General features: G+C 59.1%; 24 protein-coding genes and 1 tRNA gene. 8 read left to right on the top strand and 17 right to left on the bottom strand.

Annotated features, from left to right (window positions below; all coding sequences use genetic code 11):
• Positions 1-50 precede the first annotated feature (50 nt).
• Positions 51-1,622: a DUF4836 family protein gene (locus tag DW189_RS00730; protein WP_117506521.1), complete on the bottom strand. Its 1,572-nt coding sequence runs from the start codon at positions 1,620-1,622 to the stop codon at positions 51-53.
• Positions 1,623-1,803: 181 nt separating this feature from the next.
• Between DW189_RS00730 and rmuC the strand changes: the two genes are divergently transcribed.
• Complete coding sequence (gene rmuC, locus DW189_RS00725) at positions 1,804-3,264, top strand: DNA recombination protein RmuC (RefSeq protein ID WP_117506520.1); 1,461 nt, start codon at positions 1,804-1,806, stop codon at positions 3,262-3,264.
• Between the two features lie 154 nt (positions 3,265-3,418).
• Here the strand turns inward: rmuC and DW189_RS00720 are convergent, their stop codons facing one another.
• The 6 genes from DW189_RS00720 to DW189_RS00695 form a co-directional block, all read right to left on the bottom strand.
• Entirely contained in the window at positions 3,419-3,979 is a 561-nt protein-coding gene (locus DW189_RS00720) for a hypothetical protein (RefSeq protein ID WP_117506519.1), read from the bottom strand.
• Positions 3,980-4,087: 108 nt separating this feature from the next.
• Positions 4,088-4,795: a tRNA (adenosine(37)-N6)-threonylcarbamoyltransferase complex dimerization subunit type 1 TsaB gene (gene tsaB / locus DW189_RS00715; protein WP_055211232.1), complete on the bottom strand. Its 708-nt coding sequence runs from the start codon at positions 4,793-4,795 to the stop codon at positions 4,088-4,090.
• A gap of 19 nt (positions 4,796-4,814) precedes the next feature.
• The gene (locus DW189_RS00710) at positions 4,815-5,597 is read right to left on the bottom strand and encodes a Cof-type HAD-IIB family hydrolase (protein ID WP_117506518.1); all 783 of its coding nucleotides are present in this window, start codon (positions 5,595-5,597) and stop codon (positions 4,815-4,817) included.
• A complete protein-coding gene (smpB, locus tag DW189_RS00705) occupies positions 5,594-6,058 on the bottom strand; it encodes an SsrA-binding protein SmpB (RefSeq protein ID WP_018695282.1) in 465 nt (154 codons plus the stop codon). Before smpB ends, DW189_RS00710 begins: the two co-directional genes overlap by 4 nt.
• A 222-nt stretch (positions 6,059-6,280) precedes the next feature.
• Entirely contained in the window at positions 6,281-8,254 is a 1,974-nt protein-coding gene (dnaG, locus tag DW189_RS00700; protein WP_117506517.1) for a DNA primase, read from the bottom strand.
• Between the two features lie 119 nt (positions 8,255-8,373).
• Entirely contained in the window at positions 8,374-8,781 is a 408-nt protein-coding gene (locus DW189_RS00695) for a hypothetical protein (RefSeq protein ID WP_055204314.1), read from the bottom strand.
• Positions 8,782-8,944: 163 nt separating this feature from the next.
• Between DW189_RS00695 and uvrB the strand changes: the two genes are divergently transcribed.
• Complete coding sequence (uvrB, locus tag DW189_RS00690; protein ID WP_055204316.1) at positions 8,945-10,987, top strand: excinuclease ABC subunit UvrB; 2,043 nt, start codon at positions 8,945-8,947, stop codon at positions 10,985-10,987.
• Positions 10,988-11,004: 17 nt separating this feature from the next.
• On the opposite strand, the gene DW189_RS00685 is transcribed toward uvrB, so the two are convergent.
• Genes DW189_RS00685 through DW189_RS00660 form a run of 6 tightly spaced genes read right to left on the bottom strand, consistent with a single transcriptional unit; the run spans position 11,005 to position 15,645 of the window.
• Positions 11,005-11,493: a GtrA family protein gene (locus tag DW189_RS00685; protein ID WP_018695278.1), complete on the bottom strand. Its 489-nt coding sequence runs from the start codon at positions 11,491-11,493 to the stop codon at positions 11,005-11,007.
• Positions 11,493-12,491, bottom strand: coding sequence for a hypothetical protein (locus DW189_RS00680; protein WP_117506516.1), 999 nt, complete (start codon positions 12,489-12,491; stop codon positions 11,493-11,495). The genes DW189_RS00685 and DW189_RS00680 overlap by 1 nt, the downstream gene beginning before the upstream one ends.
• Complete coding sequence (gene lgt / locus DW189_RS00675; RefSeq protein WP_117506515.1) at positions 12,488-13,360, bottom strand: prolipoprotein diacylglyceryl transferase; 873 nt, start codon at positions 13,358-13,360, stop codon at positions 12,488-12,490. Before lgt ends, DW189_RS00680 begins: the two co-directional genes overlap by 4 nt.
• Positions 13,357-14,409, bottom strand: a complete 1,053-nt coding sequence (locus DW189_RS00670; protein ID WP_117506514.1) for an ATP-binding protein — start codon at positions 14,407-14,409, stop codon at positions 13,357-13,359. The genes lgt and DW189_RS00670 overlap by 4 nt, the downstream gene beginning before the upstream one ends.
• Before the next feature lie 5 nt (positions 14,410-14,414).
• On the bottom strand, positions 14,415-15,011 hold the full coding sequence (locus tag DW189_RS00665; protein ID WP_018695274.1) for a riboflavin synthase: 597 nt from the start codon (positions 15,009-15,011) through the stop codon (positions 14,415-14,417).
• A gap of 4 nt (positions 15,012-15,015) precedes the next feature.
• Positions 15,016-15,645: a hypothetical protein gene (locus DW189_RS00660; protein WP_018695273.1), complete on the bottom strand. Its 630-nt coding sequence runs from the start codon at positions 15,643-15,645 to the stop codon at positions 15,016-15,018.
• A gap of 43 nt (positions 15,646-15,688) precedes the next feature.
• On the opposite strand from DW189_RS00660, the gene DW189_RS00655 reads away from it, so the two are divergent.
• Positions 15,689-15,760, top strand: a tRNA-Arg gene (locus DW189_RS00655).
• A gap of 239 nt (positions 15,761-15,999) precedes the next feature.
• Here the strand turns inward: DW189_RS00655 and DW189_RS00650 are convergent.
• Together DW189_RS00650 and DW189_RS00645 are read right to left on the bottom strand one after the other, a co-directional pair.
• A complete protein-coding gene (locus DW189_RS00650) occupies positions 16,000-17,409 on the bottom strand; it encodes a hypothetical protein (RefSeq protein ID WP_259295419.1) in 1,410 nt (469 codons plus the stop codon).
• A 3-nt stretch (positions 17,410-17,412) separates the two neighbouring features.
• A complete protein-coding gene (locus DW189_RS00645) occupies positions 17,413-17,961 on the bottom strand; it encodes an RNA polymerase sigma factor (protein WP_117506512.1) in 549 nt (182 codons plus the stop codon).
• A 136-nt stretch (positions 17,962-18,097) separates the two neighbouring features.
• Between DW189_RS00645 and DW189_RS00640 the strand changes: the two genes are divergently transcribed.
• The 4 genes from DW189_RS00640 (at position 18,098) to DW189_RS00625 (ending at position 22,115) form a co-directional block, all read left to right on the top strand.
• The gene (locus DW189_RS00640) at positions 18,098-18,787 is read left to right on the top strand and encodes a hypothetical protein (RefSeq protein ID WP_022333519.1); all 690 of its coding nucleotides are present in this window, start codon (positions 18,098-18,100) and stop codon (positions 18,785-18,787) included.
• Between the two features lie 99 nt (positions 18,788-18,886).
• The gene (ruvB, locus tag DW189_RS00635; RefSeq protein WP_117506511.1) at positions 18,887-19,894 is read left to right on the top strand and encodes a Holliday junction branch migration DNA helicase RuvB; all 1,008 of its coding nucleotides are present in this window, start codon (positions 18,887-18,889) and stop codon (positions 19,892-19,894) included.
• Positions 19,895-19,965: 71 nt separating this feature from the next.
• Positions 19,966-20,736, top strand: coding sequence for a hypothetical protein (locus DW189_RS00630; RefSeq protein WP_022333517.1), 771 nt, complete (start codon positions 19,966-19,968; stop codon positions 20,734-20,736).
• Between the two features lie 98 nt (positions 20,737-20,834).
• The gene (locus tag DW189_RS00625; protein WP_022333516.1) at positions 20,835-22,115 is read left to right on the top strand and encodes a malic enzyme-like NAD(P)-binding protein; all 1,281 of its coding nucleotides are present in this window, start codon (positions 20,835-20,837) and stop codon (positions 22,113-22,115) included.
• Positions 22,116-22,256: 141 nt separating this feature from the next.
• On the opposite strand, the gene DW189_RS00620 is transcribed toward DW189_RS00625, so the two are convergent.
• Both DW189_RS00620 and aroB read right to left on the bottom strand, forming a co-directional pair.
• A complete protein-coding gene (locus DW189_RS00620; RefSeq protein WP_022333515.1) occupies positions 22,257-23,354 on the bottom strand; it encodes a hypothetical protein in 1,098 nt (365 codons plus the stop codon).
• Positions 23,355-23,452: 98 nt separating this feature from the next.
• Entirely contained in the window at positions 23,453-24,466 is a 1,014-nt protein-coding gene (gene aroB, locus DW189_RS00615; protein ID WP_117506510.1) for a 3-dehydroquinate synthase, read from the bottom strand.
• Between the two features lie 84 nt (positions 24,467-24,550).
• On the opposite strand from aroB, the gene typA reads away from it, so the two are divergent.
• Positions 24,551-26,353 (top strand): translational GTPase TypA, encoded by a 1,803-nt coding sequence (gene typA, locus DW189_RS00610; RefSeq protein ID WP_055204326.1) that lies wholly within the window; start codon positions 24,551-24,553, stop codon positions 26,351-26,353.
• Positions 26,354-26,359: the final 6 nt, after the last annotated feature.

Here is a 26,359-nt window from a genome sequence, read left to right as displayed (position 1 = left end):
AACGGCCGTTCGAATCCCGGACGGCCGTTTACCATAAACCCCGAAGGTTATTACAAATTGACCTCCGGTACGTACCGGCGGATCAGTTCGCCAATTTTGTCGCAGACAGTCTTAAAGGAATTCTGCTCCTTGTCCGTCATATTGATTACGGCAGTCCCGCCCTTCATCGTACCATAGGCTTCCAGGTCTTCGAACATGGCCAGCACGGAGAGCGCGGCCTCGACCTGCGGGTCGACATTACCGCCGACAAGCTGCGCGGTCAGCGCGGTCACACCCTCGAAATCGACGTAGAAGCTTCCCGACTGGCCCTTGAATATCTTGCTCATCGAAGCCAGCGATTCGATGTCCGCACCGTCGAGCGCCGATTTCACGACCGCATCGGTCGTACAGTAAAACACATCGCCCTTCACGCCGAACAGCACCGTGACACCGCCCATGCTGATCGTATATTCGCCTTCGCCTGCCTTCTGGATGGGCATACCGGAGAGGTTGGAGACGATCGTCTGCAACACGGCGGGATCCTTCACCTGGGCCAGCAGCGACGCCACGGGATACTGGCCGTCGGCTGTCATCCCTGAGAACGAGATCACGCAGTCGCCGCTGAAAGCATCCATCACTTGCTTGACCATCGGGTTGGCCATCAGCATCCCGTAACCGGGCATTGCGGAGAATACCGAGTACATCTTCTCGCCGTCGAGGCCGTAGGCCATCGCACCGATCGTATTCCGGGGTACGTAGCGCAACAGGGCGCCTGTCTGGGGCTTCACGTAGGCGTAGAAATCCATCATCTTCTGTTCGCTCTCCTTGTCCTTGTACGACACGGCGGCATCGCAAACGATCCGTCCCTTCTCGAAATTGACGGAACTTGCCAGCGTGGCACCCTTGAGGGCTTCCATCATCGGCATCGAACTCATCATCGGGTTGCTATCCATTATCGACACCAGTGCCGAATAGACCATCACCATGTTGATGTCGTTCTTCTCGGAGAGCTGCCCGGCAACGACTTTGTCACCCATCAGGCTCTCGCCGCTCTTCTGGGCAAAGAGTTTCTTAACGGCATCGAGTCCGCTTTGCGACGAACCCTGCGCGAAATAGAGCATGACAGCCACATCGTTGTAGGCGCACAACCCGCTCACGGAGCTGTCCTCGCCCAATGCGATGACCGAGATACCGCCCTCGTTCCGGGGTGCAATGCCGCTTTTCTCGTTGATACGGGCGAGCAGCGCGTCCAGTTTCGCCTTATCGCCGATAGGCAGCAACACACCGCCCCGGACATTCGGGGACTGCATCGCGCCATCCATCGAGATGAAGAAGAACAGGTCTTTTTTCAGGTCGATACCCGATTCACAGGGGTTCTTCAGCAGGGCCAGCAGGTATTCCTTCTCTTCGGCAGTGATGCCATCGGCCTTGTCGAGCTCGGCCTTGAGCCGGATGAAGAGCGGATGCTGCTCGATATCGCCGGCATCGCTCTTCTGCAGAAGCGAAGCGGGGTTGACCGACATCGTCATAAAGGAATCGGCAGGCAGGAAGTTGCGGTAATCGGCACTTCCGCCGCAGGAAACAACCAGCATGGACACTGCAGCGAGGCAGGCCAGCTTCAGGGATCGTAACGTTTTTTTCATATTCGAAATTATTTGAATCCGTATTTGGAACAAACAAAGCTATAAAAAAATACGTAACAACCTGCGACATCGGGACTAAAAATTGCGTTGCGGGGCTAAATTAACGCACATGCCCCGGTACGGGGTGTTTTTCCGGGAATAAATTGCTATTTTTGCATGGAAACAGACACAAAAACACACGATGACTCCTACCACCCTTTTCATATTGGCCGCTACGTGCAGCCTGGCAGTGCCCGTCGCCCTGTTCCTCGTACTCTGGCGCAGGGACACCCGGCGGCTTGCCGCTGATAACCAAGCCTCCGAAGCCCGCGAGCGCGATGCCACGTCACGGCTGGCGGCGGCCGAAGCCCGGCTGGCCGCCGCGGAACAAGCCTTGTCCGCGGAAAAAGAGTTGCGGCAGCGCTACGAAGGACAGGTGCAGGCGCTGACCGAGCAGCGGACGCGTACCGAAGCGGAACTGGCGGCACTCCGCGCCTCGTCCGAGTCCGAGATCGCATCGCTGCGCGCGAAGAACGCCGAGGATCGCGCGGCCGAAAAAGCCGAGCGCGAAAAGCTGGAGGAGACTTTCCGGGCCCAGTTCCGCAACCTTGCGACCGAGATCCTGGGCGAGCAGTCCAAGCATTTCAAGGAGACCAACAAGGAGTCGCTCGACGTGCTGCTCAAACCCTTCCGAGACAACATCGCCGAATTCCGCAAGCGCGTCGAGGACATCTACACCACGCAGACGGCTCAGCGCGGCGAACTGAAGGCCGAACTGAAAAACCTGATGGAGCTCAACCGGCGCATCACGACCGAGACCACGAACCTGACGAACGCACTGAAAGGCAATTCGAAAGTGCAGGGCGACTGGGGAGAAATGCTGCTGGAAACGATCCTGGACAGTTCGGCGCTCATCAAGGGCATCCACTACGAAACGCAATACAACATCAAGGACGCCGAGGGACACAACCTGCGCCCCGACGTCGTGCTGCACCTGCCCGAGAAGAAAGACATCGTCATCGACTCGAAGGTTTCGCTCACGGCTTTCGTAGGCTACACCTCGGCCGAGACCGAAGAGGAGCGCCGCCGCTACCTCGCAGCGCACACGGCCTCCGTCCGCCAGCACGTCAACGAACTGGGACGCAAGGAGTACCAGCGCCTGCTCAACTCGCCCGACTTCGTCATCATGTTCATCCCCAACGAGCCGGCCTTCCTCGCCGCATTGCAGAACGACGCGGCCATTTGGTCGGACGCCTACGACAAGAAGGTCATCATCTCGTCGCCGACGAACCTTTTCGCCCTGCTCAAACTGGTCGCCGACCTGTGGAAATACAACGACCAGGACAAGAACACCAGAGACATCGCCGCATGCGGGCTGAAACTCTATGAACAACTGGTGGCCTTCACCGGTTCGCTCGAAGGGGTCGGCACGGCACTGGACAAGGCACGCGACGCCTATGACGACGCCTACAAACGGCTCTGCACGGGCAACGACAACATCATCCGCGTCGGGGAACGGCTGCGCAGGACGGCGCGCCTGCAAACCAAGAAACAGCACTCCGCGCGCACGCTCGAAACCGCCGGGGAGGACGACCTCCCGGGCATCCCCGCCGCCGAAACCGGGGGCGGGAATCCGGTTCCCGGAGCCGGAGGCGAAGAATAACCGAAATGCCCGGCGCGCCAGCCCGGATACCCGGGCACAGAGGAACACGGGAGGAGGCAAAGCCCCCTGTAACATGCAAAAGCCCGCCGATGTTCGGCGGACTTTTACTTATTCCGGCAGGATGATATTTCCCATGTCGTGCACAAAATCCGGCTCACGGTCTGCGGGGTTCCCTCCAGTTTTTGCGCATCCGCACTTCGATCCCGGGCGTTGCGTCGTGCGCCATCGTCTCCACGATGTCGTCCCACACCTCCTGAACCCAGCCGACACGTCGCCGGCAATGCTTCAGCACCTCGACCGCCCAAATCTTCACGGCGACCTTCGCCCCCGGCTCGACCGCCCATCGGGCGGCGGCCTCCGCAATCCGCTCCACATCCCGCCTCCCGGGCGAGTAACGCCCCAGCAGGTCGGCCATGACCTTTGCGAAGTGACGCCGGGCACTGGGATCGGCGCAGGCCGGGAAATCCGTCCCGCAAAACTTACCGGCATAGGGCAAGAACGAATCCGGGGCGTCGAAATAGATTTTCTCGAGTACATACGCACCCCGGAAAGCCACCTTGTGCCTCACGGCACGCGGCAACCCCTCGTAGCGGGAGGTCACCACCTCATACAGCAGCCCCACGGCACCCGCATCGCGCACGCGCCGGGCCACCGTGTCGGCAAAATCGGAATAAAACCGCTCCGACAGGTATTTTATCAACTCCGCTTCCGTCATACCGGTATACTCCCGCCGAACCCCCGATTCTGAAGGTTCGCCATACAGCAACCCCGAAAAGCCCGGGGCCTTACGGCCATGCCGGACGCCACAGCATGAAGAACGCCGTCAGAACAACTTTTTCTTCGACGTCGTAACGACAAAATCCTTCAGGTAGAAAGGTTCGAAATAGGCGATATCTTCCGTGCATCCCGCATCGAGCGCACGCTGGGCCAGCCGCGCAAGCCCGCGTGCGGAAGGGGCTACCTCGACAAGCACGGCGTCGGGCAGTATCCCGGCGCATTTGCGGGCCCCGCTGCCGAAGATCACGAACGGCCTCCCCTGCGAACGGAAGTGCGCAAAGCTCTCCCCGTCGACGACCTCGGCCGAAACTTCGTTCAGGGGCTTGCCAGTTGTATCGAATACCTGCGCATAGACCTCCATGCGGCGGGCATCGACCATCGGGCAAAGGCAGGCATGTTCCCAGTCGGGGACGGAAAGAATTCCGGCTTCGTAGTCTTCGAGCGCCACTTCGGCCAGCGCATCGAGCGACCCGACGGCCACCAGCGGCTTACGCACCCCGTAGCACAGCCCCTTGGCGAACGAAACGCCGATCCGCAGCCCCGTATAGGAGCCGGGGCCCTTGCCCACGGCCACGGCATCCAGTTCATCGGGCGCAATGCCCGTTTCGCGCAAAAGCTCGTCGACGAACACGCCGACCTTGCGGGCATGGTCGCGCCCCTCGTCGCTCTCGCGCAGCGAAAGCAGCTCCCCGTCCTTTGCAATACCGACCGAACAAACGTCCGTACCGGTCTCGATACATAGAATCAAGCTCATATCTTCGATAAATTCAAACTCAATCGTCCAAAATACCCAGGTGCTCCAGCGCCCGGGCAATGCCGTCGTCGTCGACCGTAGCGGTCACGTAGTCGGCGGCGTTCAGCGCCTCGTCGCAGGCATTGCCCATGGCAATCCCCACCCCCGCGGCAGACAACATCGCCACGTCGTTGCCGCCGTCGCCGAAGGCCGCGACCTCCGAAGCCCGTAATCCGCAGGCGGACATAAATTCCCTCATACCCGTGGCCTTGTCGATGCCTGCGACATTGATGTCGGCGAAAATCGGGCACCACCGGCTCGCCGCAAGCCCGGGCAACTGCGCCATGACGCGCCGTTCGGTCTCCGTATCCAGATAGAAACACATCTGGCAGCACTCGCTCCGGCCGAAAAGCGCACGGAGGTCGGTCTGCTCGGGCACGGGATGCGCGACCATATGCGCCAGCCGTTCCACCTCGGGGGTCACACGGTTGACGAATACGCCGCTCTCCAGTTCCAGCGCCAGCGGGAATCCCATCTGCGAGGAGAGCTCCATGGCGCGTTCGAAATCGGCCCGCGGGATCGGGTGCTGGCTTACCACACGCCCGTCGGCAGCCACACACCGTGCGCCGTTGAGCGACACCACGCCGTCGTAGGGAATCCCCTCGAGCGGAGCGAGGTCGTTCGCCGCACGCCCCGTAGCGATAAAGAGCCGGATGCCCCGCGCATGCGCCCGCACCAGGGCATCGCGTGCCGAAGCGGGTATTTCATGGGTCTTGAAACTGATCAGCGTACCGTCCACATCGAGGAAAACAGCTCGTATCATCGTTTGTAATTTTTCATCGCCTTGTCGATCTCACGCTTGGCATCGTTTTCCTTCAGGTATTCGCGCTTGTCATAGGTCTTCCGGCCCCGGGCCAGCCCGACCACGACCTTGGCCAGCCCCCGTTCGTTCAGGAACAGGCGCAGCCCCACGATCGTGAGGCCCTTGTCCTGCCCCGCGCGCTGGAGCTTGTCCAGCTCGCGGCGGTTGAGCAGCAGTTTCCGGTCGCGGCGCGGCGCATGGTTGTTGCAGGTGCCCCACCCGTATTCGGCGATGTTGACACCCCGTATCCACAGCTCACCCTTGTCGAAATAACAGAACGAATCGGTCAGCGAAGCCTTGCCCGCACGGATGGACTTGATCTCGGTACCGACGAGCACGATGCCCGCAACGTACTCTTCCAGAATCTCATAGTCGAACGTCGCGCGCTTGTTACGGATATTTATCTTTTTCTGTTCACTCATATATTCGGAATCGGCACAATAATTGCCTATTTATTCGCAGGGGTGGGAATCGGTCAAGGTAACTAATTCTTTTATCTTTGATATGTTTTACACATCTTTCTGTTTATTTTCTGTTTGCACACGGTATGCGTAGTGATACGTGTACGACCCGAGACCCGCCCCTTTTTTCTTTTAATATTCAAACCCCGGCATATCCCCGCCCGGCACTCCGCCGGGCGCGGGTCATAATATCAACCGCTGCAATTTCTTTGCAATCGTCACTTTCACCTTGTTGAACCCGGCCAGCCGCTGGATCACCTCGCCGACTTGCTCGTCCGTCAGGCTCTCGTCCGCGAGCTTGGCCTGCCACTCCTTGATATAGCTTTCGATCACCTTCGACTTGTAGAGCGTCACGGCCTTCGGCACCCCTACGGCCAGCATCTCGGCATCGCTTTCGACATGGATGTCCTTGCGCCGCCACAGCTGGCTGGCCACGTAATTGTCGTCCGACGTAAGGATGTCGACCGAGGCATTGCACACCTCCGGGTCGGGATGGTTCAGGAAAAAGTGCGCCGGGACTTCCACCCCCGTACCGAGAATCTTCCACTGCTCACGGTAAGTAGCCAAAATACTGTTGTATAACGGATTGCGGAACGCGAGCCCGTCGCTGTCCAGCTCCAGGAAGATCACCTCCGCGACGTTGCAGGGCACCATCGTGCGCCCCTCCTTGAATTCGAACGAACAATGGCCGTATTTGAGCAGGTATTTCACCAATTCGCGTTCGAGCGCCTCGCTGCTGCTCCCGGCCTCGACCTGCTTCACGAATTCCACCTCGGGCTGCGGAGGCTCCGCATGCCGCAATGCCGTCTGGCGGCGTACGAACTCGTCGGCCTCGCGGTCGCCGGTCGTCGCCATGCGCTTGCGCGCCACCTCCGAGATCAGGATGTTCTCGTCGATGTCCATGATCCGCGCGCACTCCTTGATGTAGACCGACCGCTGGATCGGATCGGGAATCTGTGCGATCGACTGCACCATGTCGGCGATCAGCGCCGCCTTCCGGATCGGGTCGCCCTGGGCGGCCTCCAACAGCAATTTCGCTTTGAAGGCCAGGAAATCCTGTTCGTTGGCCCGGATATATTCCTGCACCTCGGCCGCAGTGTGCGCCCGGGCGAAGGAGTCGGGATCCTCGGGTTCGGGCAGCAGCACCACGCGCACGTTCATCCCCTCCCGGAGGATCATGTCGATCCCGCGCAGCGAAGCGTGGATACCCGCCGAGTCTCCGTCGTAAATGACCGTGATATTTTTCGTAAAACGGTTCAGCAGGCGTATCTGCTCGGTCGTGAGCGATGTCCCGGACGACGAAACGACGTTCTCGACACCCGCCTGGTGCATCGAAATCACATCGGTATAGCCTTCGACCATGATGGCGAAGTCGAGCTGCTGGATCGCCTTCTTGGCGAAATAGAGTCCGTACAGCTCACGTTTCTTGCTGTATATCTCGCTCTCAGGCGAATTCTGGTACTTGGCAACGGTCTTGTCGGTACGCAGCGTACGGCCGCCGAAAGCGACGATGCGCCCCGAAATGTTATGTACGGGGAAAATCACCCGGTCGCGGAAGCGGTCGTAGAGCGAACCGTCGCTCTCGCGTTCGAGCGAAAGGCCGGTAGAGACCAAGAACTCCTTTTTATATCCCGCCGCCAGCGCATCCTTCGACATCCGGTCGCCGCGCGCGGGGCAGAACCCGAGGCCGAACTTCTTGATCGTGGCGTCGGTCATGCCGCGTTTCTGGCGGAAGTAAGCCATACCCACGCTCATCCCCTCGGTCTCGTGATGGAGGTAGTTGGCAAAATAATCGGCCGCCCAGCCGTTGAGCGCGAACATCGATTCGCGGTCGTCGTTGCGGCGTACCTCTTCCTCGGACATCTCCTTCTCCTTGACCTCGATGCCGTATCGTTTGGCCACCATCTTCAGCGCTTCGGGATAGGTGATGTTCTCATGCTCCATCAGGAAGGTGACGGCATTGCCGCCTTTGCCGCAGCCGAAGCATTTATATACCCCCTTCGAGGGCGACACGACGAACGACGGGGTTTTCTCGTTGTGGAACGGGCAGCAGGCCTGATAGTTCACGCCCTTGCGCTTGAGCGTGACGTACTCGCCGATAATATCCACGATATTGGCGGCTGCATAAATGCGGTCTACTGTTTCCCTGTCGATCATGTCTGCAAAGATAGCAATAATTCCCCAACCCTTAGCGGGGTGCAAAAAGTTTTTGCCGGGCGGAGAAGATCAGTACCCAACCGTCCTGATGTCTTCCAGCTCGGCGCGGATGGCCTCGTTCAATCCGCAGGCAGGCACCAAGCCTCGGGTGATGAACCCGGAACCGAGCGTGTCATCCATCTGGCAGCGGAAGCAGCACTCCTGATTTTCCCGTGCACGGAGAAAAACAAGCTCAGGGCGCAGCGGAGCGTATCTTCGTGCACCTTGTCCAACTCCCCGCGGCCGGATGCGGCGGCACATTGCCGCATGGCATACATCTCGGTCGTAAAATCGGCGATCACCCCTTCCGACATATCGAGGTGGCGCAGCACATCGGACTTGAACAGCCCGACAATCTCCCGGGCATCCTGCCGTTTCTGGCAGTTCGTAATAAGCCGCCCGCCCCCGAACGTAATGACGACACCCAGGATCACGGCCAGGGAATTGAGCCGGAACGACTTCCAGCCTTCGCTTTCGAACAGCTTCATACGTTGCACACGATCTATCGGCACAAAGCTATACATTATTACCAGGGATATGGCGTGGCGGGACAATTTTAACTGTCCCCGGTACGTTTCAAAACAGACGCTCCGCCTTGGCCAAACCGGGGCGACATTTCACCATACCGTTTTTTTTACCTACTTTTGCACCATGGATTTCAAGTTGGTATCGGATTACGCCCCGATGGGCGACCAGCCGGAAGCGATCGCACAGCTCGTCGGCTCGATCCGGCACGGCTCCAAACATAACACCCTGCTGGGGGTGACAGGCTCGGGAAAGACCTTCACCGTGGCCAACGTCATCGCGCAGCTGAACCGCCCGACGCTCGTCCTGAGCCACAACAAGACGCTCGCGGCGCAGCTTTACGGCGAGTTCCGCAATTTCTTCCCGGAGAACGCCGTGGAGTATTTCGTCTCCTACTACGACTATTACCAGCCGGAGGCCTACCTCCCCTCGACGGACACCTTCATCGAAAAAGACCTTTCGATCAACGCCGAGATCGAGAAACTGCGCCTGCGCACCGTAGCCACGCTGCTGTCGGGGCGCCGCGACGTGATCGTCGTATCGAGCGTATCGTGCCTCTACGGCGCCGGCAACCCGGCGGATTTCCATGCCACGGCCATCAACATCCGGGTCGGGCAGGTCGTCAGCTACAAGCATTTCCTCTACAAGCTGGTCGAAGCGCTCTACACGCGCACCGAACGCGACCTGGAACCGGCGACGTTCCGCGTCAACGGCGACACGGTGGACATCATGGCGGCCTTCGGCGAATTCGGCAGCCAGTGCTTCCGCGTAATGTTCTACGACAACGAGGTCGAGGCCATCCAGACCATCGACCCCGCGACGGGGCAGCGTATCCACTCGCTCGACAACCTGACGCTCTACCCCACGAGCCTCTTCGTAACCACCAAGGAGCGCATCAACTGCGCCGTACAACAGATATACCTGGATCTGGGCAGGCAGATCGAATTCTTCGAGCGTGCCGGACGCACGACGGAGGCGCAGCGCATCAAGCAGCGCGTGGAATACGACGTCGAGATGATCAAGGAGTTGGGGTACTGCCCCGGCATCGAGAACTACTCGCGTTATTTCGACGGCCGCGCCGAGGGCACGCGCCCTTTCTGCCTGATTGACTATTTCCCGAAGGATTACATGCTCGTCGTAGACGAAAGCCACGTCACGCTGCCGCAGGTACACGCCATGTACGGCGGCGACCGCGCCCGCAAGGAAAACCTCGTGGAGTACGGATTCCGACTCCCGGCGGCCAAGGACAACCGTCCGGTGACCTTCGCCGAGTTCGAGCAGTTGCAGGGCACGTCGATCTACGTGAGCGCCACGCCCGCCGACTACGAACTGATGAAGAGCGAAGGCGTGATCGTCGAACAGCTGATCCGCCCCACGGGGCTGGTCGACCCGCCGCTCGAGGTGCGCGTCACAGCCAACCAGATCGACGACCTGCTGGAGGAGATCGACAAGCGCGTGAAAGACGACGACAAGGTGCTCGTGACGACCATCACCAAACGCATGGCCGAGGAACTTTCGAAATATTTCGACCGGGTGGGCGTGCGCAACCGTTACATCCACTCGGACGTGGATACGCTGGAACGCATCCAGATTCTGGAAGACCTGCGGGCCGGAATGTTCGACGTGCTGGTGGGCGTGAACCTGCTGCGCGAAGGCCTCGACCTGCCCGAAGTGGCGCTGGTGGCGATCCTCGACGCCGACAAGGAGGGTTTCCTGCGCAACGTGCGGTCGCTGACGCAGATCGCGGGACGCGCCGCGCGCCATTCACAGGGCAACGTGATCCTCTATGCCGACACCTGCACCGACTCCATGCGCTTCGCCATCGAGCAGAGCAACCGCCGGCGCGAGAAACAGGTGCGCTACAACATGGAGCACGGCATGCTGCCGCGCCGGGCGCAGAAGAGCGGCACGGGGCAAAGCACCCTGCTCTCCGCGCGCACCGACGTCCCGGAAATAGCGGCGAGCTACCCGCTCGCCGAAGACCACTACATGGCCGCCGCGGACGTACAGAGAACCTATGCCGCAAGCGAGAACATCGACACGCTGATCGACAAGGCGCGCGAAGACATGGAACGTGCGGCCAAATCGCTCGACTTCCTCGCCGCCGCGAAATTCCGCGACAGGATGTACGAACTGCAGAAACTCAAGGAGGAGAACCGGAAAGGCTGACACGCCCGGCCCCGCGGTTATTCGCGGACGGCGTTGCGAAAGGTGAAATACTTGGCAGCCAGATAGCTGTACACCATCGTCCCCAGCGAGGCCATCATTTGCGAAGGCGTCGCCCAAAACCCGCACAACTCGACGAAGAATTTCAGGAAGAGATAATTGACCACCACCGAGCCGGCGACGGAGAGGAGGTAGCGGAAAAGCTGCGTCCCCGTGGCAAGCGGCGAACGGCGGAAAGCCACGTGGCGGTTCAGCCAAAACCCGGTGAAAAAGGTCAGCGGAAAAACAATCAGCATCGCCGCGACATGCGGGGAAACCGCGATGAACCCGAGGTCGAGCAGCTCCTTGTCGAGCACGAAATTATAGAGCAGGAAATAGCACCCCCAGCCGAAAACCACGTTCGCGCCGCCGCAAACGGCATAACGGAACGTCTGGCGCGGCAATAACGCAGAAACAGGCCGGCGGTAGAACCAGTCGATGAAACGGATTATCAGCTCGGAAAGACGCATCAACGGGCAGTGTAAGTCCACAGCCCGGGGAAACGGTCGCTATAATTACGGATGAACAACGTACATGCCTCCGCATCGGGCGCCTCGAAAGGTGAAACCATGAATTTATTGCCGAAACGGTAGACCCCGCAGCGTACCGATGCATCCCTGGCTTCGGCATCCGCGGCGGCACGGGCCGCATTTTCCGGCGTACTGAAAACCCCCAACACGACATACCGGTGTCCCGAAACGAGCGATGCAGGCTCCGTGGAGACCCGTGCCGCCGACCCGGGACGCAGTCCGGCAGGTTTGGCATCCGCACGGTCACCGGCGCTATCCGCCGTCCCGGCCGCACCCGCAGCACTGCTCCCGGCAACGTCGGTTTCCGCAGCCTTCGTTCCCGCAACTGCCGTCGCAGTCCCGTCGTCCGTCACACCGGCCGTCGCGGACGAATCGGCGGGAATCCCCGCATCCGCGGCGGGCACGGTCTGCGCTACTTCGGCGGCCGTACCGGGTTCCGGAATATCGGAAGAGTTGGTGCGCAGGAATTCGGCACCGCCGAAACCTGCCGCAATCACGATCGCCGCAACGCCGATCCACAATGCCCAGTCGAATTGACGGGCGGGCTTGATCCGCACGGGTTCGTGCCCCTGCGGGTTCAGCAGCCGGTCGAAAGCGGGTGCAAGCGTAAAATTCTTGAATTTGAGCACGCCGACGCCCTCCATGGTCAGCACGTCGCCCTCGCGCGTACGGGAAAGCCAACGGTCGTAAACATCCTGCGCACCGGCAGCGTCGCAGTGGAGCGTACGCGCCAGTTCATCGACAAGCGATACCCCCTGCTGCTGCGAAGAGAAGGATACTACGCGGCAGGGAGGAAGGACTGTGCGTTTGGAAAGTCGCCTGGCACCGCGCCGCTCGACAAAGAGCGACCCTACGCCGGGCAGGAACACCCCGCTTCCGCCGGCAAGCAGGTTGCCGACAAGGCGGTTCACTTCATCGACCATCGGGTAATTGCTCATCGTTTCTTCTTTTTTGGGGTTGCTGCCGGGGCTTTCGGCAGCGGGACGGGGGTAACCTCGGGCTCGGACAGTCCCCGGTAAATCATGTAAATACCCAGCACAATAAACGGAATGCTCAGCCATTGCCCCATATCGAGCACCCATCCCTGTTCGAACGCCTCCTGCTCGGTCTTGATGAACTCGATGAAGAAACGCGTCAGGAAAATCCCGATCAGCCCGATGCCGAACAGGATGCCCGGACGGCGACGGGCGATGTCCTTCGCATAATAGAGCCAGCAAAGGATGCCGAAGGTGATCAGGTAGCAGAGCGCCTCGTAAATCTGGGTCGGGTGCACCGCCGCGGGGGCGAACTCGTTCACCCACTTGGCCGAGCGGACGAATTCGAAGCCCCACGGCAGGGTCGTGGCCATGCCGAAGATCTCCGAATTGAAAAGGTTGCCCAGCCGGACGACGGCACCGCCGATGCCCACCGCGATCATGATGCGGTCGAGCGACCAGATATAGGGCAGCTTGTTCTTGCGCGAAAAAAGCCAAAGGCCGATCAAGAGGCCGATGGCGGCGCCGTGGCTGGCCATGCCGCCGTCCCGGAAACCCGTGATGATCGTCCACGGCTTGCTGAGGTATTCCATCGGATCGTAGAAGAGGCAGTGCCCCAGCCGCGCCCCGATGATCGTCGCCAGCGTACCATAGATAAAAATCGACTCGGAGACCTTCGACGGAAGCCCCTCGCGCTTGCAGAAATTATCGAAAAACTTGGCGCCGATCAGGATTGCCAGCGCCCACATCAATCCGTAATAGCGGATGTCGAGCGACCCGATGGAGAAGAACACCGGATCGAAATTCCAAACGATGCTTAACGGTCGTATCATTTATTCAGTTCTTGCAGGTTGACTTTTTTGAGCGTAAACGAGAAGGTACTCCCCACGCCCGGTTCGCTGCGCACGCTGATGCGTTCGCCGTGCGCTTCGATGATATGCTTCACGATCGCCAGGCCGAGCCCCGTACCGCCCTGTTCGCGCGAGCGGCCCTTGTCGGTGCGGTAGAATCGCTCGAAGACGCGGGGCAGATCCTCCTTGCTGATTCCCAATCCGTTATCCTCCACCTCGACGAGTATCTTGTCGAGCATGTCGCGGAAATGGACGCGCGTCAGGCCGCCCTCCTTCCCGTAGCGGATCGAGTTGATGACGAGGTTCACGATGACCTGGCCGATGTAATGTTTGTCGGCCAGCACCCAGAACGGCGAGGGAAGGTTGTCGGCACCCTTGATCGAAATCCGGATGCCTTTTTTGTCGGCCTCCATCTCGGCCTGCTCGGCGATCTCCTTCGTCAGCGCCACGATGTCGAACTTCTCCATTTCGAGGCGGTTCATGTTGCTCTCCAGCTTTGAGATGGTATCCAGGTCGTTGACGATATTGATCAGGCGGTCGATGCTCTTCTCGGCTCGTTCGAGGTATTTGCGGTTGATGAGCTCGTCCTCCAGGCCTCCGTCGAGCAGTGTCGAGATATACCCCTGGATATTGAAGATCGGGGTTTTGAGCTCGTGCGCCACGTTGCCCAGGTACTGTTTGCGGAACTGCTCGGTCTCCTTGAGGCGGGCGATCTCCTTGTCGTTCGTATCCGCCCACGCCGTGAGTTCCTCGCCGATATTCTCGACGTGCTTGTCCTTCAGCTCGGAGAAAATCTCGTGCGTATGCACGTCGCGCGAAAGCACGATGGAATAGATCGGTTTGAGCTTGTAAGCCACATACTTGCGGATGATGAACAGCGCCACGAGCGCCACGACGACAAAGATGGCGCCGCAGACGCACAGCGTCACCCACCACACCGCATCGAGCAGCGTCATCGTCCCGGCCACAATGGCCGTTGCGAGGAGCGCGATCCACAGCGATGCGCCCTCTTTTGTTTTGATGTATACCATAAGGCTTACTTCGTATAATTTTGCATGAGACGGGCGATGTACTTGCCCACGATGTCGAATTCGAGGTTCACGACCGAACCCACGCCGATGCGGCAGAAATTCGTATGCTCGAACGTATAGGGAATGATCGCCACGCGGAACGACGACTCCTTCGAGTCGCAGACCGTCAGGCTCACGCCGTTGACCGTCACCGACCCTTTCTCCACGGTACAGAGCCCACCGCCCTGCGGTTCGTAGGCGAACGTATAGTACCAGCTGCCGTCGGCGTCCTCGCGGGCCGTGCATACGGCCGTCTGGTCGACATGCCCCTGGACGATATGCCCGTCGAGCAGCGCATCGGGTTTCATCGAGCGTTCGAGGTTCACCAGATCGCCCACAGCCAGCAGGCCGAGGTTGCTCCTGTCGAGCGTCTCCTTCATCGCCGTGACCGTATACGTATCATCGCGGATGTCCACAACTGTCAAACATACGCCGTTATGTGCTATGCTCTGGTCGATTTTCAACTCGCGGCAAAAGTCCGCGCGCAGCGTAAAATCCTTATTCTGACGGTCGGTACGGATGTCCACGACCTCCGCCATGCGTTCCACGATCCCTGAAAACATATTCTCAACTGTTTATTATCAATTTGCCTTTAACTTTATATACCGAGCTTATATCACTGACATTCAGAATTATGTCATCGTAATTTTCCCGGTCGCCGGCCACCAGGCGGAGTTTGTCCTCCCCGTCGGCGAGCCGAACTATTCGCAAAGTTACAATTTTTCGGCTGACAATCACATATTCTCCCCCGGGAATAATTGCATCCCGGTCGACAGCCTTCAGCAAGACCACCGCCCCCGGCGGCAGGGCGTCCCCCATGGCACGTCCCATGTAACACATGGCAAGGTCGCACTCGCCCGCCTGAGGGATGACCAGGCTGCTCTCGGCCTCGAGGTGGGCGACGTGCGCGATGGCCTGTTCGGCATCCACATTATAAAAAGGTATCTGGGCGCCGCGCAGTTTCTCGTCCGCAAACATCTGCCCTTCTCCCGTCAGCAGCCACAATTTATCCACCTGCGGGAATTTGGAGACGATGCGGTCGGCCACATCGAGCGAAATGCCGTTATTACCGCGTTTAATCTGGTAGAGGTTTTCGCCGCGTGCAAGCCCGATATGACGGGCGAAGTAGTTGGTCGACATGTTCGCCCATTTGATTACGGCTTCGATCCTCTGCCAATTATTCTGCTTTTCTCGCATTTTATTAGTAAAAATTAAAAAAAATTTGCATCTTTGCACTCCCGGTCCCGTAGTTCAATGGATAGAATATAAGATTCCGGTTCTTACGATATGGGTTCGATTCCCGTCGGGACTACAAAGGCACAAGCGCACAGATTGCTGCGCTTGTGCTTTTTTGTTAGCGTCAATTCACAATCATTTATTCAACAAAAATAAGAACAAATTTTCATTAGTCAATAAAAAATAGCACAATTAAGCCACAAAATAATACATTCGGACATAATACCGGAAAGTCCGTACCCGAAGCGATACGGACTTTACCAAGACGTATTTCACGCCCCCGGGGACGTGCAGGTATGGGATATCAGCTGAGCGTCAGAATGAAAGGCGTACTCCGAGGCGGAGGGTCAGCGACAAGGAAGAATCGGTGCGCGAAGTGCGCAGGGTGGTTTCCGTAAAGTAGTGCGAAACCTCGGGCTCAAAGTAAAGCCCGACATAATTGCCGAGGCGGTACTGTGCCCCGACGGCCCCGGCCACCGACCACTGGACTTTGGGTTCGTCGACGGATTTGGTGCCGAACTTGGCGGACACGCATTTCTCGAGCATACCGCCCGCGCCCACGTACATCGAGAAACGCCCGGTTTCGAGGAACTGCCAGTTCAGGCGCAGGGGAACCCCGATGAAGTGGAGCTTCTGGCTGATATCCTCGCCGCCGGACTGCATGCTCACGTCCGACCATAACAACGTATAGTTCACACCGCTTTCGAGCGACAACCCGTACGCGAACTCCTTGCGCACCGAAAGGCCGAAGCTGAGCGGCTGGTGGTGGCGGAACGAATAATCCTCGTAATTGTATTTCAGCTGCGCCATCGTACCGTTGGTGCCGCCGACCAATACGTCGGACATCACCAGGTGGGAACCGACGCCGCCCGACGCCCCCGATGAGCCGGTCACGCCGCCTGCGGCGAAGAGCGAAACCGAAGTCCTGCGCCGGGGCCGCCTGTGTTCCTGCATGTCATCGGCCAGGTAATCGTACGTGCCCGGGTATTTGCGGGACTGTACGGTCTGCCCCGCACCGTCCTTACCCCGGGTTCCGTCCGTGGCGGACGCCTGCCCTGCGACAGCCGCACGCACGGCCGACCGTGTGCCGGCCGAAGCGGCATCCCCGGCTCCGGCAGCCGCTGCGGAACCGTTTCCGGCGGCCTCGTTCCCTGCCACTGCATTTTCCGCGGCCACACTACCGGCAGCCGCATTTTCAACAGCCGCATTCCCGGCGGGCGCAGCTCCGGACGTCAAAGCCGCGGCGCGGCCGTCCTCGAAGCCCCGCATATCGGCGGCGGCAAGGGCATCCCGTCCCGGTGCAATCCCGGGAGCCGTCCCCGCACCGGGCTCCTCGCCCGGCAGCGCCGCAGCCCGCACGGCCTCTTCGGTCGGAACGGCTGCGCGGAGCGTCCCCGCGAGAGTCCCGTCACCGGCTCCCGCCGGTGTCCCTTCGACCTGTGTCATGTCCGCAGCAGAGCTGCCGCTGTCCGTCGCTGTTGCAATAACAAACCCTTTATCCCCTAAATCCCGGTTTTCATGCAGCAGGTATCCCCCGCCACCCAGGAAAATCAGCACAGCGGCGGCAGCGGCAGCAATCCGCGGCCACTGGCTACGCAACACGGAGATACGCGGAGCAGGCCCGAGCTCGCGCTCCAGCCGCGCCCAGCCGTCGGCCGGGGGTGTCACCTTGGTGTCCCGGAGCGCACTCCGCATTACGTCTGTCCAGTCTTTATTTTGTTTCATAATTTAATGTGTCTCCATATAGGCCCCTATTCTGCGGGCCAGCAGTGCCCGCGCGCGGAATAACTGCGACGAGGAACTTTTTTCGTTGATCCCCAGCATCTGCGCGATGTCGCGGTGCGAATAGCCTTCGATGCAGTAGAGGTTGAACACCGTACGGTAACCGTCAGGCAATTCGCTGACGAACCCCATCAGCACGTCGCGCGGAATACGCGCCACTTCCGACGGGTCGGGCTCCGGGATGTCGGGCAACTGCCTTCCTTCGTCGAGCACCGTCATGCTCAGTTTGTTCCGGCTGCGGAGCCATTCGAGCGCCACGTTCACCGTGATCCGTTCCATCCAGGCACGCAGGGAACCGGGGCCGCGGTAGGAAAAACGGTCGAAAGCACCGTAAATCTTCAGGAACGCATCGTGCATCAGGTCTTCGGCGATAGACCGGTCGCCCGAATAGCGGAGGCAGACGGCCAACAGACGGCCTGCATAATGGTCATACAGCTCACGGCGGGCCGCATTATCCCCTTTTCTGCACCCCTCGGCCAGTATCTGCTCCTCCATTCCCATATTTGCGTTCATCTTATAAACGGTGTAGCCACCAAAAGACTGCACGGCACCCGAAAATTTTTATGCCCGTGCAGTATTCCGCCCCGCCCTGCATTTAATTAGTGAAGATAACGCAAAAATAATTATAAATATGAAAAGATTCGGATTATTTCTTCTCGTGACCATGGCTGCGGCCATTTTCACCTCCTGCAACGATTCGGACGGGGACTACCCCAGGCTTTCGGCTTTCGCTTCGGTAAAGCCGCTCGAAAATAACGATTTCTATGTCGTTCTCGACGATGGCAAGACGGTGTACCCGGGCGACAAAAGCCGCATAGGCAGCTATAAGGCCGAGGAAGACCAGCGCGTCGTCATATATTTCAACCTGCTGAATAACAAAGTGGAAGGATACGATTACAACATGGCGCTCTATTACATACAGGACATCTACTCGGGCGGCACGAAAGTCGTGACCACCCAAGAGGAACTCGACGCGCTGGAAGACGACAAAACCAGCTTCAAGGAGGCATTCCTCAACAGCAATTACCTCAATGTCTGGGTCGGGTTCAATGCCTGTGACCTCACGAAACACACCTTCCTGCTGGTACGCAACAACGTGACGGAGATCGCTCCTGAATACACGGAAGAGGGGTACCTGAACCTCGAACTGCGCCGCGACGCCCACGGCGACGAAGGCGGATACAACTACGACCGTTATGTCTCGTTCAAGCTGGATTCCTTCAAGGAGGATCTCGAAGGCAAGAAAGGTATCATCCTGCGTGTGAACACCCGCATGAACGGGGTGAAATACATAAAGATCGGGCTGCCGCGTGAGCAATAGCCGGAGCTTCCGGCAGCGACCCCGGCCCGCATATCCTGCGGGCCGGATTTTTTTTCGCCCCGCCGCGGCAAAGTAGCACAAAATCGTTATCTTTGCAACATGTCAATCGTACGCAACACAGAGAGCGATCTCGAATTCGAAAACAAGATACGTCCGCAGGAGTTGGAAACCTTCTCCGGGCAGGACAAGATCGTCGACAACCTCCATATTTTCATCAAGGCGGCGCTCATGCGCGGCGATTCGCTCGACCACGTACTGCTGCACGGCCCCCCGGGACTGGGCAAGACGACCCTTGCCAACATCATCGCCAACGAAATGCACGCGCAGCTGCGCGTCACATCGGGTCCCGTGCTGGACAAGCCGGGCGACCTGGCCGGACTGCTGACCAACCTCAACCCCGGCGACGTGCTTTTCATCGACGAGATACACCGCCTGAGCCCGATCGTCGAGGAGTACCTCTACTCGGCGATGGAGGACTACAAGATCGACATCGTACTCGACAAAGGCCCTTCGGCACGTTCGATCCAGATCGAGCTGGCGCCTTTCACGCTGATCGGCGCCACGACCCGCAGCGGGCTTCTCACATCGCCCCTGCGCGCACGCTTCGGCATCCAGTGCCATCTGGAATATTACGACGCCCCGGTACTGGCCGGCATCGTCAGGCGTTCGGCACGCATCCTCGACGTCTCGATCGACGACGATGCGGCGCACGAGGTGGCCCTGCGCTCGCGCGGCACGCCCCGCATCGCCAACGCCCTGCTGCGCCGCGTGCGCGACTTCGCAATGGTCAAGGGCGAAGGGCACATCGACCTGGAAATCACCAGAATCGGGCTTTCGGCGCTCAACATCGACTCGCGCGGCCTCGACCAGATGGACAACAAGATACTCGGCACCATCATCGAAAAGTTCGGCGGGGGCCCCGTCGGGCTGAATACCATCGCCACGGCCGTCGGCGAAGACGCCGGCACGATCGAGGAGGTCTACGAACCGTTCCTCATCAAGGAAGGGTTCCTCAAACGCACGCCCCGGGGGCGTGAAGCCACCGAACTGGCCTACCGGCACTTGGGGTTCACCCCACCCGGCAACCCCGAAACCCTGCTGTTTTGAGGCATCCGCCCGAACCGGCCGGCAGCCGTCACCGCCGCACTCCCCGATTCCGAACCAGACATTTTTAAAATATGACCCGCATTCGTCCATACCTGCTCACGTGCTGTTGCACCGCATCGCTGTTACTGGCTTCTGGCAGAGCCACGCAACTCAGGGCGGAGACGCCCGGGGCGGAACCCGCGGTACAGGAAGCGCCTTGCGCTGCATTGGGCGGCCCGTTCGCCGCCATACCCGGGGAAACGGCACCATCGGCCGGGAAGCAGGTCGCGCAGCGGGGCAGGGCGCAGTCCCTCCGGGCGCAGCACCTCGCCCCGCGCAACCGCTCGCAGCACACGTTCTTTGCCAACGCGGCGTATACGGCCGTCATCTCGACGCTTTACCTGGCCGAAAGCACCTCCGGCTCGCTGAACGAAGGCTACGACATCAGTGCCGGGTACAACTGGACGTCGCGCCGGGGCTTCGGCGCCGGAATCGTCTACTCGGGCGGATTCATCTCGGCCGAACGCAACGGGATCCGGCGCACGAGCCGTATCCACTACATCGCGCCGGAGTTCGTCGCCCGGCAGCGGGCCGGGCGCAGATGGCTCTTCCGGGAAAGCGCGGGCATCGGCTACGGCCGCTACATCCGCAGCTACGGCGATACATCGGGCAGCAGGGGCGGCGTAGGCATCCATGAATCGGCCTCGGTGGAGTTCATGCTGGGACGCCACATCGGCCTGGGTGCGGGGATCAGCGGGCAATGGCTGATCGTCGACTCGCCGGACGTGGACGACGGCGCCGAACTGAGCCTGTTCGGCATCTTCCGCTTCCAGTTCGGGGGAGGGTTGCGGGTTTATTTTTAACTCCGCCCCGTACGATGCCCGCTCCGGGACGGAAGGGCGCAATAATTGCAGGTTTTTTCACGTTGTGTCTTGTAGACACAAGCAAAACAGTTAGGATAATGAGAAAAGGTAAAATGGATCAGGAGGCTCTGCGCTATCACAGCGAAGGCCGCCCAGGGAAAATCGCGGTCGTACCGACGAAGCCCTATCACACGCAGCACGACCTGTCGCTGGCCTATTCGCCCGGCGTCGCAGCTCCGTGCCGCGAAATCGAAGCTAACCCCGAAGAGGTTTACCGTTACACGAACAAAGGCAATCTGGTAGCAGTCATTTCGAACGGCACGGCCGTCCTGGGACTGGGCAATATCGGAGCTCTGGCAGGCAAGCCCGTCATGGAAGGTAAAAGCATGCTCTTCAAAACTTACGCCGACATCGACGCCTTCGACATCGAAGTCGACGAAACCGATCCCGAGGCATTCATCCGCACGGTGAAAGCGATAGCCCCGACATTCGGGGGCATCAACCTCGAGGACATCAAAGCCCCGGAATGCTTCGAAATCGACCGGAGGCTGAGCGAAGAACTGGATATTCCCGTGATGCACGACGACCAGCACGGCACGGCCGTCATCTCGACCGCCGCGATGCTCAATGCCGTAAAGATCGCCGGCAAGACGCTCGACAAACTCCGCGTGGTGGTCAACGGCGCCGGGGCCGCGGCCATCGCCTGCGCACGGCTGTTCATCGCCGTAGGCGTCCGCCGTGAGAACATGGTCTTCTGCGACAGCCGCGGCGTGGTCACGACTTACCGTACGGATATCAACGAAATCAAACGTGAATTCGCCACCACGCGCCGCATCACCACGCTGGCCGAGGCGCTGCACGGCGCCGACCTCTTCCTCGGGGTTTCGACGGCCGACGTGCTGACGCCCGAAATGCTGCGTACGATGTCGACCGACCCGATCGTCATGGCACTCGCCAACCCCGACCCCGAAATCGCCTACGACAAAGCCGTCGTATCGCGTCCGGACATCATCTTCGCCACGGGGCGCTCGGACTACCCCAACCAGGTCAACAACGTGCTGGGCTTCCCCTACATTTTCCGCGGGGCGCTCGATGTCCGGGCCACGAAAATCAACGAAGCGATGAAACTCGCCGCGGCACATGCGCTCGCCGGGCTGGCCCAGGAACCGGTGCCGACAATGGTGCTGCGGGCCTATGCGCTCGAAAAACTCGAATTCGGCCGCGACTATCTGATTCCCAAGCCGTTCGACCCGAGGCTGCTATGTACCGTAGCGCCTGCCGTGGCACGCGCCGCGATCGAATCGGGCGTCGCACGGCAGCCCATCGCCGATTGGGACGCCTACACGGAAAAACTCCGCAATCAATATCAGTCGGAATAACAAAAAAACGATCTCCAATGATATGCACCCCGAAAGTTTTTTTGTCGAACTTTCGGGGTGCAGGTCATAAAAGGAGTAGGTTTTTCTGCGTCCAGATGCCGTCTTGCGCAGTAGCGTACGATCAAACGACTCTTCAAAGCATTATACACCCAGCAACTTTATCCGTAAATATTGACAATCCGGATTTTTCTCGTAAAAGAGTTGAGTGTGAATGACTTTCAGGTAGAAACAGCCGTCCGAAGCCCAAAACATGTCTGCATGCCCGGCATCAACCGGCATCCAGTTCATATAAGTCGCGGTCATAATTCTTTCTATCTTTCCTCCGTCCGTTATTCCATACAGTTCCGCATTGGATTCGGGGTCATAGGGATTGCCCGAAATACAAATGATATATTTCCGATTGGGCGAGAGGTACGGAAATCCATCGAAATCCCAGCCCGGAAGCGATGCCTCGCCCGTGGTTTTATCATAGAAATCATATCCCCACCATTCATTGCCTTGTATATAAATCACATACTGGTTCAGGATTTCATATTGCCCTAAATAGCTGAATTCGTTTCCTCCATCGCCAACGATCGGCCTATCGACGAGCCGCACCTCTTTTTCTTCGGCTTTCAGGGTAATCACACCATCGACCTTTCGAAAGGTCGCCGTATCCGCGACGAAATAATCGACTCTGTTATTGGCCAGGCTGTCGAACGTCTCTTTGTCGATCAATTCCACGTCCAAATACCTGTCAAGGATTTTTGAACTTTCATTATTGTTCTCATCCAGACAACTGACTACGTTCAAATCGTCAGGAATGAGTTTTATCTCCGAAAGGCCGCCCGCGGCGCTCTTTTTCACGAAAACCTTTTCCCATCTCGAACCCTCTATCCAAGACCGTTCGTCCTGCCACTTCCGTGCGACTAAACTCCTGATACCATAAAAATCGGCCGCAGTATCGATGACCTCCAGGCGGTCGCCGTAGTTGTAATGTAACAGGCTCTTTGCATTTTCATCGGGTTCCTGCCTGGCATCGACGCCCCGCCTGTCGGTAACATAAACCGTCTCGATGACTTTAACCGAATGATAGTCTATCGGATAACCTTCCAGTTCTGACTCCGTCGGTAACGTGTCCTTCTCGGCCGTCCCGCTGTCAGCAGCCTGCGTTGTATCCGTTGTCGGTTTGTCGCTTTTTCTGTTCAGGCAGCTTACCGCCAGGAAACAGAGCGCTAAAAGAATTACTGTTTTCTTCATTGTTTCTCGGGTTCTTGTTTTCAAAATCAGCTCCGCCCTCCTTGCATTCCATGCTCAAAAAGCAGCAAAGACGCGTATTGACGATTCAAAACAGAGACTCAAAACAGCGCTGCAAAAGCATCCATTTTCATCGGCCGCACGTCGCAATCGCCAATGCCTATAGGCACCACGATACGCAGCATGCCGTCCTCATTCTTCTTGTCCTTGCCCACCTCTTTGAGCAGCCGCTTCACATCGACGGGCGGCGTGAGGTCGAACCCCAGTTTTTTCAGCACCCCGGCGATCCGGTCGCGGTCTTCCGCCGTCAGTACGCCGAGCTTCACCGAGGCATCGGCGATCAGCGCCGTGCCCACCGCCACGGCCTCGCCGTGGTTCAGGCGGTTGGTACACTTCTCGATGGCGTGCGCCAGCGTATGCCCGAGGTTGAGCTTGCGGCGGTCGCCCGACTCGCGCTCGTCGCGTTCGACAATGTCGGCCTTCACGCGGATCGACGCCGAGACGGCATCCGTAAGCAGGTCGGTATTGGAACGCAGGTCGTCGAAGGTCGTGGCTTCGATCCGCGCGAAGAGGTCGGCATCGGCGATGATGGCCGCCTTGACGACTTCGGCCAGCCCGGCGCGGAACTCCCGGTCGGAGAGCGTGCGCAGCATCCCGGGGTCGCAGATCACGAACCTGGGCTGCGAGAATGTCCCCGCCATATTCTTGTAGCCGTCGACATTCACACCGTTCTTGCCGCCCACGCTGGCGTCGACCTGTCCCAGCAGAGTCGTCGAGACGAACCCGAAATCGAGGCCGCGCATGTAGGTCGCGGCGGCGAAACCCGCCACGTCGGTCACGATACCGCCCCCGATCCCCAGCACGAAAGTCGACCGGTCGACGCCCAGTTCGATGAAGCGGCGGTAGATCGATTCGACGGTTTGCAGGGTCTTGATACTCTCCCCGAGGCCGATCAGCACCGTATCGTAAGGAGCCAGCATCGGATGGTAGAGCCGGTCTATCGTGGCATCGGACACGACGACCACGCGCCCCCCGGGCAGTACTCCCGACAGGATGTCGGACGTGGGCCCGATATAAATCTCGCTCTGCTGCCGGACATTGAAGATGGGTTCCATAATAATTAAACTTTTTTAATAAGCCAACAAATTTAGTATATTTTCCCGAGAAATTGTTACCTTTGCACCACAAATTCTTTTCACATGCAAAAACTACGCAATATTGCAATTATTGCACACGTGGATCACGGCAAGACCACGCTCGTAGACAAGATGATCCTGGCCGGCAACATCCTGCGCGACAACGCCAAGCAAACCGGCGAGCTGATCCTCGACAACAACGACCTCGAACGCGAACGCGGTATCACGATCCTCTCGAAGAACGTCTCGGTAATTTACAAGGATTATAAAATCAACATCATCGACACCCCGGGCCACGCCGACTTCGGCGGCGAGGTCGAGCGCGTGCTGAACATGTGCGACGGCGTACTGCTGCTGGTCGACGCCTTCGAAGGCACCATGCCCCAGACCCGCTTCGTGCTGCAAAAGGCGCTGGCGCTGGGCAAGAAGCCCATCGTGGTAATCAACAAGGTCGACAAGCCCAACTGCCGTCCCGAAGTGGTCAACGAACAGGTTTTCGACCTGATGTTCACGCTCGACGCCACCGAGGAGCAGCTCGACTACAAGACTATCTACGGCTCGGCCAAACAGGGCTGGATGTCGCACAAATGGAACGAGCCGACCGACTCGCTCGTCCCGCTGCTGGACGCCATCATCGACGAGATACCCGAACCGGCCGTGGTAGAAGGCACGCCCCAGATGCTCATCACCTCGCTCGAATACTCCTCCTACACGGGGCGTATCGCCGTGGGCAAGGTGACGCGCGGCTCGCTCCGGGCGGGACAGAACGTCACGCTGGCCAAGCGCGACGGCACAACGATGCAGAAGACCAGGATCAAAGACCTGATGGTCTTCGAAGGTCTCGGCAAAAAGAAGGTCGACGAAGTGCCGTGCGGCGAGATTTGCGCCATCATGGGCATCGAAGGGTTCGAGATCGGCGACACGATCTGCGACTACGAGAACCCCGAACCGCTGCCCCCCATCGCCATCGACGAACCGACGATGTCGATGCTCTTCACGATCAACAACTCGCCGTTTTTCGGCAAGGACGGCAAATACGTCACCTCGCGCCACATCAAGGAGCGCCTCGACCGCGAACTGGAGAAGAACCTCGCGCTGCGCGTGACGCCCGGCCCCTCGGCCGACAGTTTCAACGTATTCGGCCGCGGCGTATTGCACCTCTCGGTGCTGATCGAGACCATGCGCCGCGAAGGATACGAATTGCAGGTCGGACAGCCCCGCGTGATCGTCAAGGAGATCGACGGCAAGAAATGCGAACCGGTCGAGGAACTGACCGTCGACTGCCCCGAAACCTGTTCGGGCACGGTGATCGAACTGGCCACCAAACGCAAAGGCACGCTCAGGAACATGACGTCGAACGGCGACCGCGTGCGGCTGGAGTTCGACATCCCCTCGCGCGGCATCATCGGCCTGAGGTCGAACATGCTCACGGCAACGGCCGGCGAGGCGATCATGACACACCGCCTGAAGGATTTCGAACCGTGGGTCGGCGAAATCGAGATGCGCACCAACGGCTCGATCATCTCGGGCGAGACCGGCACGGCCTTCGCCTACTCGATCGACAAGCTGCAGGATCGCGGACGCTTCTTCATCAGCCCGATGGATCAGGTCTACGAGGGGCAGGTGATCGGCGAGCACACGCGCCAGAACGACATCACGGTCAATGTCACCAAGGCCAAGCAGCTCACCAACATGCGCGCTTCGGGGTCGGATGACAAGACCTCGATCGCCCCGCCGAAGGTCTTTACGCTCGAAGAGGCATTGGAATACATCCAGGCGGACGAATACGTCGAGGTTACGCCCCACGCCATGCGCCTGCGCAAGATATTGCTGCACGAGGTAGACCGCAAACGCGCTTCGAAGTAAACGGCC

This window comes from Alistipes sp. AM16-43, from assembly GCF_003435745.1.
GTDB classification, from domain to species: domain Bacteria; phylum Bacteroidota; class Bacteroidia; order Bacteroidales; family Rikenellaceae; genus Alistipes; species Alistipes onderdonkii.
The sequence above is the reverse complement of the archived record's forward strand: the minus strand, read 5'-3'. Positions and strand labels throughout refer to the sequence as shown.

Excerpts from the sequence above, each read along its gene's own strand:
- DW189_RS00620 (WP_022333515.1), bottom strand. The coding sequence starts at position 23,354 with ATGAAGAAAACAGTAATTCTTTTAGCGCTCTGTTTCCTGGCGGTAAGC.
- DW189_RS00680 (WP_117506516.1), bottom strand. The coding sequence starts at position 12,491 with ATGAGCAATTACCCGATGGTCGATGAAGTGAACCGCCTTGTCGGCAAC.
- tsaB (WP_055211232.1), bottom strand. The coding sequence starts at position 4,795 with ATGAGCTTGATTCTATGTATCGAGACCGGTACGGACGTTTGTTCGGTC.
- DW189_RS00670 (WP_117506514.1), bottom strand. The coding sequence starts at position 14,409 with ATGGTATACATCAAAACAAAAGAGGGCGCATCGCTGTGGATCGCGCTC.
- DW189_RS00685 (WP_018695278.1), bottom strand. The coding sequence starts at position 11,493 with ATGCGTCTTTCCGAGCTGATAATCCGTTTCATCGACTGGTTCTACCGC.
- lgt (WP_117506515.1), bottom strand. The coding sequence starts at position 13,360 with ATGATACGACCGTTAAGCATCGTTTGGAATTTCGATCCGGTGTTCTTC.
- uvrB (WP_055204316.1), top strand. The coding sequence starts at position 8,945 with ATGGATTTCAAGTTGGTATCGGATTACGCCCCGATGGGCGACCAGCCG.
- DW189_RS00645 (WP_117506512.1), bottom strand. The coding sequence starts at position 17,961 with ATGGAGGAGCAGATACTGGCCGAGGGGTGCAGAAAAGGGGATAATGCG.
- ruvB (WP_117506511.1), top strand. The coding sequence starts at position 18,887 with ATGTCAATCGTACGCAACACAGAGAGCGATCTCGAATTCGAAAACAAG.
- typA (WP_055204326.1), top strand. The coding sequence starts at position 24,551 with ATGCAAAAACTACGCAATATTGCAATTATTGCACACGTGGATCACGGC.
- DW189_RS00660 (WP_018695273.1), bottom strand. The coding sequence starts at position 15,645 with ATGCGAGAAAAGCAGAATAATTGGCAGAGGATCGAAGCCGTAATCAAA.
- DW189_RS00730 (WP_117506521.1), bottom strand. The coding sequence starts at position 1,622 with ATGAAAAAAACGTTACGATCCCTGAAGCTGGCCTGCCTCGCTGCAGTG.
- dnaG (WP_117506517.1), bottom strand. The coding sequence starts at position 8,254 with ATGATCGACAGGGAAACAGTAGACCGCATTTATGCAGCCGCCAATATC.
- smpB (WP_018695282.1), bottom strand. The coding sequence starts at position 6,058 with ATGAGTGAACAGAAAAAGATAAATATCCGTAACAAGCGCGCGACGTTC.
- DW189_RS00625 (WP_022333516.1), top strand. The coding sequence starts at position 20,835 with ATGAGAAAAGGTAAAATGGATCAGGAGGCTCTGCGCTATCACAGCGAA.
- rmuC (WP_117506520.1), top strand. The coding sequence starts at position 1,804 with ATGACTCCTACCACCCTTTTCATATTGGCCGCTACGTGCAGCCTGGCA.
- DW189_RS00710 (WP_117506518.1), bottom strand. The coding sequence starts at position 5,597 with ATGATACGAGCTGTTTTCCTCGATGTGGACGGTACGCTGATCAGTTTC.
- aroB (WP_117506510.1), bottom strand. The coding sequence starts at position 24,466 with ATGGAACCCATCTTCAATGTCCGGCAGCAGAGCGAGATTTATATCGGG.
- DW189_RS00720 (WP_117506519.1), bottom strand. The coding sequence starts at position 3,979 with ATGACGGAAGCGGAGTTGATAAAATACCTGTCGGAGCGGTTTTATTCC.
- DW189_RS00640 (WP_022333519.1), top strand. The coding sequence starts at position 18,098 with ATGAAAAGATTCGGATTATTTCTTCTCGTGACCATGGCTGCGGCCATT.
- DW189_RS00650 (WP_259295419.1), bottom strand. The coding sequence starts at position 17,409 with ATGAAACAAAATAAAGACTGGACAGACGTAATGCGGAGTGCGCTCCGG.
- DW189_RS00695 (WP_055204314.1), bottom strand. The coding sequence starts at position 8,781 with ATGAAGCTGTTCGAAAGCGAAGGCTGGAAGTCGTTCCGGCTCAATTCC.
- DW189_RS00630 (WP_022333517.1), top strand. The coding sequence starts at position 19,966 with ATGACCCGCATTCGTCCATACCTGCTCACGTGCTGTTGCACCGCATCG.
- DW189_RS00665 (WP_018695274.1), bottom strand. The coding sequence starts at position 15,011 with ATGTTTTCAGGGATCGTGGAACGCATGGCGGAGGTCGTGGACATCCGT.